This is a genomic window from Stenotrophomonas maltophilia group sp. Smal32 (assembly GCF_030237085.1).
GTDB classification, from domain to species: Bacteria; Pseudomonadota; Gammaproteobacteria; order Xanthomonadales; family Xanthomonadaceae; genus Stenotrophomonas; species Stenotrophomonas maltophilia_Q.
On sequence record NZ_JASJSI010000010.1, the window covers coordinates 62,281 to 69,375 of the forward strand.

The 7,095-nt window shown below is 68.0% G+C and carries 5 protein-coding genes; 4 read left to right on the top strand and 1 reads right to left on the bottom strand.

Going from position 1 to position 7,095, the window contains the following annotated elements; translation table 11 throughout:
* Window positions 1-29: 29 nt before the first annotated feature.
* Window positions 30-2,075: a TonB-dependent receptor domain-containing protein gene (locus QRO91_RS04315; protein WP_049429462.1), complete on the bottom strand. Its 2,046-nt coding sequence runs from the start codon at window positions 2,073-2,075 to the stop codon at window positions 30-32.
* 492 nt (window positions 2,076-2,567) lie between these two features.
* Between QRO91_RS04315 and mdoH the strand changes: the two genes are divergently transcribed.
* Genes mdoH through QRO91_RS04335 form a run of 4 tightly spaced genes read left to right on the top strand, consistent with a single transcriptional unit; the run spans window position 2,568 to window position 6,992 of the window.
* Complete coding sequence (mdoH, locus tag QRO91_RS04320; RefSeq protein WP_049429463.1) at window positions 2,568-4,493, top strand: glucans biosynthesis glucosyltransferase MdoH; 1,926 nt, start codon at window positions 2,568-2,570, stop codon at window positions 4,491-4,493.
* A gap of 50 nt (window positions 4,494-4,543) precedes the next feature.
* The gene (locus QRO91_RS04325) at window positions 4,544-5,203 is read left to right on the top strand and encodes an alpha/beta hydrolase (RefSeq protein WP_080355019.1); all 660 of its coding nucleotides are present in this window, start codon (window positions 4,544-4,546) and stop codon (window positions 5,201-5,203) included.
* 3 nt (window positions 5,204-5,206) lie between these two features.
* Window positions 5,207-6,250 (top strand): sensor histidine kinase, encoded by a 1,044-nt coding sequence (locus QRO91_RS04330; RefSeq protein ID WP_180849008.1) that lies wholly within the window; start codon window positions 5,207-5,209, stop codon window positions 6,248-6,250.
* Between the two features lie 10 nt (window positions 6,251-6,260).
* Entirely contained in the window at window positions 6,261-6,992 is a 732-nt protein-coding gene (locus QRO91_RS04335; protein ID WP_012481330.1) for a LytTR family DNA-binding domain-containing protein, read from the top strand.
* Window positions 6,993-7,095: the final 103 nt, after the last annotated feature.

Consider the following 7,095-nt stretch of genomic DNA (forward strand, 5'->3'; position numbering starts at 1 on the left):
GCGATCGCGGCGGACGCTCCCGCTCCTGCTCAGAACCGCGCGGTCATGCTGAGGAAGTAGCTGCGCCCGGCCACGAAGTAGTCGGTGGAGCCTTCCGCATACAGCTTCTTGTCGGCCAGGTTGCTGACACCGCCACGCAGGGTCAGCACCTCGTTGAGGTTCCAGGCCGCGGTCAGGTCATACAGCGTGTAGGCCTTGAGGAAGGTCGTCGCCGTGCCGGCCTGCTTGCCGGTGTACTGCGCCGACAGGCTGCTGGAAAACACCGTGCCGGGCGTCCAGTCCAGCGACGAATAGCCAGAGAATTCCGGGGTGTCGATCAGGTTGCGGCCGGTGGTCAGGTTCTTGGCTTCCTTCATCCAGGTGGCCGAGGTGCGCCAGCGCCAGTGCTCGCCGAGGCGGAAATTGAGGTTGCCCTCCATGCCGCTGGTGCGCGCGCGCTGCACGTTGCTCATGCGCGTCCACCAGATGCCGTTGAACCTGCCCAGCGGGGCGTACTCGATCTTGTTCCTGAAGTCGGTATGGAAGTAGGTCAGGCCGGCATCGACCAGGTCGTTGTCGAAGCTGATGCCGATCTCGCGGTTGGTACTGGTTTCCGGGTCCAAGTCCGGGTTGCCGGCCATGTAGCAGCCGCCGCGCGTGTAGCCCAGCGGGATCAGCGAGGTGCAGCCACGGCCACCGGACTGGGTGGCGGCGGTGGCGGAGTTCTCGGTCAGGCTGGGCGCGCGGAAGCCCTTGGAAATGCCACCACGGATCGTCCATTGTTCGGCCGGGTGCCAGACCAGGTAGGCGCGCGGGCTGACGTGGCCACCAAACTTCTCATGGTGGTCCAGGCGCGCGCCCAGGGTCAGCGCCAGGGTGCGGTGCAGCTTCAGTTCGTCTTCGACGAACAGGGCCCAGGTATCCACTTCCAGATCGGAGCCGCTGACCGCATTGCCGGCATAGTCGATCGGCGCGCGGCCGATGGTGTCGGTGTTGGTCAGCTCCTGGCGCTTCCACTGGCCGCCCACGGCGAACTGGTGTTCAACGCCGAGGGTGAACGGCGTGGTCAGGCTGCCCTCGATGATCGTATCGGTTGCTTCGGAACGGCCGGTAGCACCGATGTCGTTCTTGTACTCGGTCCAGTACGCACTGATCTTCGAATTGCCGAAGCTCCACTTGCCATCGTGGTTGAGCGCCAGCGAACTGCGCTTGAGTTCGCTGGCCCCCCAGGCGCCTTCGTCCTGCTTTTCCAGCGAGGCGTCGATGAAGGCCTGCTGCACGCCATGGCCGGCTTCCAGCGACAGTTCCTGCGCGTCGCTGAGCTTCCACTGCAGCAGTGCGTCGACATTGCGGTCCTTCTCGCCGGCATAGGCGTTGCCGTAGACACCCCCGTTGGACTGGTCCGAGTCGCGGCGCATGCTGTTGGCACCGATGCGCAGGCCGAAGCGTTCGCCGAGCGGACCGGAGAAGGTGGCGCCGATCTGCTGGGTGTCACCGCGCTTGCCGTCGCCGGGGCGGGTATAGCTGTGCGTCGCGCTGCCGTTCCATTCATCGCCGATGCGCCGGGTGATGATGTTGATCACACCGCCCATGGCGTCGGAGCCATACAGCGATGACATCGGCCCGCGCACCACTTCGATGCGCTCGATCTGGTCGGGCGAAATCCAGTTCAGATCCTGGCGGCCCAGGTCCGGCCGGTAGTTGGTCGACGCCGAGCTGCCCATGCGCTTGCCGTCCACCAGCACCAGCGTGTAGTTGGACGGCATGCCGCGCAGCTTGATCTTGGATTGCTCGCCGACAGCGCTGAGGCCGCCGGTCACGCCGGGCACGCGGCTGAGCAGGGTGGCCAGGTCGTGCACCGGCTGGCGCTCGATGTCCTCGCGGCTGATCACGCTGATGCTGGCCGGGGCATCCTTGATCCATTGCTGGTTGCCCGAAGCGGTGACCACCACGGTGTCCAGATCCTTGGTGGAGGCATTGGCGCTGGCCTCTGCGGCGGCAAGGCCGGGCAGGCCCAGCAGGCAGGCGGTGGCCAGGGCACTGGCCAGGCGGGTGCGCGGCAGGCGCGCGGAACGGGAACGGAACAGCTGGGACATGACGGCTTCCATCGGAGGAGGGAGACCCGGTGGAAGCAGCAGGCGCACGCACACAGCAGGCAGCTCCCTTCCATGGGTCGTTGGGCGCGCGGTTCGAACCGTCGCCGCTGGGTGGGTCTCGGCCGTACGGAAGACGGTGACCTGCCTGGTTAATGAAATGATAACCGTTCGCGTTTGTTACGATCCAGTACCCGGTGTGACGCAGTGACATCCCGCTGCTCGGCGCGCCATCGCCTGCTGTTTGCTGAATGGGGATAAATCCCGGCGTAGGCCTTCGCACCCGGCTTACATCCGGCGCCCTAGACTGGGCCGCATTTTCGATTCCGCCCCGTTGGAGATCGTGTGGGTTCCGGTAGTGACAGACAGCGACTGTGCGGCCAAGGGCCGGCACAGCCAGGACAAGTGCGGGCGCCGGGAAGGCGCGCCGGGAACCTTCGTGCATGCAGCCCGGCCGGGACGGCCGGCCATGCCGACCGTGGGGAGTAAGCGGTGATGGGGGGTCAAACCATCCACGCGGACGCGGATGCGCCCCGGCTCGACGCCGGCTGGGCGCTGCTGCCCGCCGAATCACCGCTGCCGATGCCCGAACAGACCCTGCGCGAAGGCGCGCTGAAGGTCCGTCGGCACCGTACCTCGCCACGCCTGATCGGCCTGCGCCGGTTCTACATCTTCGGCGGCACCCTGGCCATGACCGCCATCGCCACCCGCATGATGTGGCGGGTGCTGTCGGCCAATGGCATCAGCGTGCTGGAAGCCTGCCTGCTGGTGCTGTTCGTCGGCCTGTTCGCCTGGATCGCGCTGTCCTTCGCCAGCGCCGTGGCCGGCTTCCTGACCGCCGTGTTCGACCGTGGCTATCGCCTCGGCATCGACCCGGACAAACCGCTGCCGACCGTGCACAGCCGCACCGCGCTGCTGATGCCGACCTACAACGAGGATCCGCGTCGACTGCTGGCGGGCCTGCAGGCGATCTACGAGTCGGTGGCCGCCACCGGCCAGCTCGAACGCTTCGACTTCTTCGTGCTCAGCGATACCCGGCGCGAGGACATCGCACGCGCCGAGGAGCAGGTATTCGCCGAACTGCGCGACCGCGTGCCGGACGGCCAGACGCGGCTGTTCTACCGCCGCCGTGGCGACAACAGCGGGCGCAAGGCCGGCAACATCGCCGACTGGGTGCGCCGCTTCGGTGGCGCCTACCCGCAGATGCTGATCCTGGACGCCGACAGCCTGATGACCGGCGACAGCATCGTGCGCCTGGTGGCCGGCATGGAACACAACGCCGATGTCGGCCTGATCCAGACCCTGCCGTCGGTGATCGGCGGCCGCACCCTGTTCGCCCGCATGCAGCAGTTCGGCGGGCGCGTGTACGGCCCGGTGATCGCCCGTGGCGTGGCCTGGTGGCATGGCGCCGAGAGCAACTACTGGGGCCACAACGCGATCATCCGCACCCGTGCCTTCGCCGACCACGCCGGCCTGCCGGCGCTGCCGGGGCGCAAGCCGTTCGGCGGCCACGTGCTCAGCCACGATTTCGTCGAAGCGGCGCTGATGCGGCGTGGCGGCTGGGCTGCGCACATGGTGCCGTACCTGGGCGGCAGCTATGAAGAAGGTCCGCCGACGCTGACCGACCTGCTGGTGCGCGACCGCCGCTGGTGCCAGGGCAACCTGCAGCACGGCAAGGTGGTCGGCAGCCGCGGCCTGCACTGGATCAGCCGCACGCACATGCTGATCGGCATTGGCCACTATTTCACCGCGCCGATGTGGGCGATGCTGATGCTGATCGGCATCGCCATTCCGCTGTTCCAGGAAGGCATCGACTTCAACGCCCTGCTGCACCTGTCCCCCAGCGTGTACTGGCGTGCCCAGGACGAGGAGCAGGTGGTACGCCTGTTCGCCGCGACCATGGCGGTGCTGCTGCTGCCCAAGGTGCTGGGCTACCTGGCGATGTTGCTGGACCCGGTCGACCGCCGCGGCTGCGGCGGTGCGATCCGTGCCTTCGTGTCGATGCTGGTGGAGACCGTGCTGGCCGCGCTGATGGCGCCGGTGGTGATGTACGTGCAGTCGCGCGGCGTGGCCGAAGTGCTGTCCGGCCGTGATTCCGGCTGGGATGCACAGCAGCGCGACGATGGCGGCATCTCGTGGATGGCCCTGATCCGCGGCTACGGCGGGCTGGGCGTGTTCGGTGCCTTCATGGGCCTGCTGGCCTGGGTGGTATCGCCCTCGCTGGCGGCGTGGATGGCGCCGGTGGTGATCGGCATGGTGCTGGCGGTACCGGTAGTGGCACTGACGTCCTCGCGCGGACCGGGGGCCTTCCTGCATCGCCTGGGCCTGCTCGACATTCCCGAAGAGAACATTCCGCCGCCGGTGCTGGTACGTGCCGCCCAGCTGCGCCGGGAAGCAGCCGAGCAACCGCCGCTGTACTGATGGCCCTGCGCCAGCGGCATAATGCGGCTCGAACTTGAAGGAGCCGCATCATGCTGCAAACGGTGGAACAGGAGACCGGCGCGTCGCCGCAGTGGTCGGTGATCTGGCTGCACGGGCTTGGCGCCGACGGCCACGACTTCGCGCCGATCGTGCCGGAACTGGTGCGCCCGCACTGGCCGGCGCTGCGCTTTGTGTTCCCGCACGCACCGGTGCGGCCGATCACGATCAACAACGGCGTGCCGATGCGCGGCTGGTACGACATCGTCGGCATGGATTTCCGCTCGCGTGCAGACATGGCCGGCGTACAGGAATCGGTGCAGCAGCTGGATGCGCTGATCGCACGCGAGATCGAGCGCGGCATCGCGCCGGAGAAGATCTTCCTGGCCGGCTTCTCGCAGGGCGGCGCGATCATCCTCACCGCCGCACTGTCGCGCACCGCGCCACTGGCTGGCCTGATCGCACTGTCCACCTATCTGCCGGAAGCCCAGAGCGCCAAGCGCGTTGACGGTGCGGTGCAGGTGCCGGTGTTCATGGCCCATGGCAGCAGCGACCCGGTGATTCCGCAGGCGGTGGCCGTACACAGCGCGCAGGCCCTGCAGGCGTTGGGCCTGGAGGTGGAATGGCACAGCTACCCGATGGCCCATCAGGTCTGCGCCGAAGAGATCCAGGCGCTGGGTAACTGGTTGCAGGAACGGCTGGGCGCCGCCTGAGCCATGCCCCCCGCCAGCACACCGCCGTGGATGCCGGAACTGTGCCGCCTGCCGCGGCTGGCGGCGATGCTCGGCCTGGCCGAGCTGGTGGTGGTGGTGCTGGCGTTGGCGCCCGATGGCAGCCGCCACTGGACCTTCGGCGAGCTGTTGTCGGCCAGCGGCTTCGCGCTGTGGCTGGCGCTGGCGGTGACCGCCAGCCTGTGCCTGCTGCGGCAGGCTTTGTCGAGGCTGCCGCAGATGCTGGGCGCTGTCGCGGCGATCGTGCTGGCGACCCTGATCGCGGTGATCTGTGCTGGCATCGTGCATGCGCTGTACGCGGTACTGGGTGACAACTTCGCCCGCGGCATCAGCTTCTGGCGCTTCACCCTCGGCAGTGCGGCAACCACGGCACTGATCGCCGCGCTGGCCCTGCGCTACTTCTATGTCAGCGATCGCTGGGCCGCGCAGGTGCAGGCCAACGCGCGCGCGCAGGCTGACGCGCTGCAGGCGCGCATCCGCCCGCATTTCCTGTTCAACAGCATGAACCTGATCGCCAGCCTGCTGCATCGCGATCCGGCGGTGGCCGAACGCGCGGTGCTGGACCTGTCCGACCTGTTCCGTGCCGCGCTGGGCGCGGGCGAGGGCGACTCCACCCTGCGCGACGAATGCGAGCTGGCCGAGCGCTATCTGTCGATTGAATCGCTGCGGCTGGGCGAACGCCTGCAGGTGCGCTGGCAACGCGACGAGCCGCTGCCGTGGGACCTGCCACTGCCGAGGCTGGTACTGCAGCCACTGGTGGAAAACGCGGTGCTGCATGGCATTTCACGCTTGCCCGAGGGCGGCACCATCGAGCTGCAGCTGCACCGCGACGGCAATGAACTGCAGATCCAAGTGCGCAATCCCGCGCCGGATCCGCAGGCACCGGGGCTGGCACTGGCGCGTGGTGCCGGGCATGCCCAGCACAGCATCGGTCATCGGCTGGCCTGGCGCTTCGGCAGCGCCGCGCGGATGACGGCTGGCTGGAGCGAGGGCTACTATGCCTGCCAGGTGACAGTGCCGATCCAGTGAGGGGACGATCGTGAGGGTAGTCATCGCCGATGACGAACCGCTGGCGCGCGAGCGCCTGCGCAGCCTGCTGGCGGCGCAGGACGGGGTGGACGTGGTGGCCGAGGCCGGCAACGGCGAGCAGGCCCTGCACGCGTGCGCGGAGCTGCAGCCGGACCTGGTCCTGCTGGACATCGCGATGCCCGGGCTGGACGGCCTGGAGGCGGCGCGCCACCTGGCCAGCTTCGAGCCACGGCCGGCGGTGGTGTTCTGCACCGCTTACGACGCGCACGCCCTGTCGGCCTTTGAAGCGGCGGCGATCGATTACCTGATGAAGCCGGTCCGCGCCGAGCGCCTGGCCGCGGCGATCGCTCGCGCACGCACGTTCCTGGCCGGCCGCGATGGCCAGCCCCAGGACAGCGGCGGGCAGCAGGCCCGCAGCATGCTGTGCGCACGCCTGCGTGGCAGCCTGCGGCTGATCCCGCTGGACGACATTCATTACCTGCAGGCCGAAGAGAAGTACGTGGTGGTGCACCATGCGCGCGGCGAAGACCTGATCGAGGAGTCGCTGAAATCGCTGGAGGAGGAGTTCGCCAGCCGTTTCATCCGCATCCATCGCAACTGCCTGGTGGCGCGTCACGAGCTGGTGGAGCTGCGCCGTGGTACGGGCGGGCAGGTGCAGGCGGTGCTGCGGCATGGCAAGCAGCCGCTGGAAGTCAGCCGCCGCTGCGTGGCGACGTTGAAGCAGGAACTGCGGCATCTGTGAGTGTTCCGCGCGGCCTGCGGCCGCGACTGCTTGCGAGCAACATCGAAAGCAACAGCAACAGCAACAGCAACAGCAACAGCAACAGCGTTTCATGGCTCGGTGT

What these genes read in the sequence shown, in the direction of transcription:
- QRO91_RS04330 (WP_180849008.1), top strand. Translation starts at nt 5,207, where the DNA reads ATGCCCCCCGCCAGCACACCGCCGTGGATGCCGGAACTGTGCCGCCTG.
- QRO91_RS04315 (WP_049429462.1), bottom strand. Translation starts at nt 2,075, where the DNA reads ATGTCCCAGCTGTTCCGTTCCCGTTCCGCGCGCCTGCCGCGCACCCGC.
- QRO91_RS04325 (WP_080355019.1), top strand. Translation starts at nt 4,544, where the DNA reads ATGCTGCAAACGGTGGAACAGGAGACCGGCGCGTCGCCGCAGTGGTCG.
- mdoH (WP_049429463.1), top strand. Translation starts at nt 2,568, where the DNA reads ATGGGGGGTCAAACCATCCACGCGGACGCGGATGCGCCCCGGCTCGAC.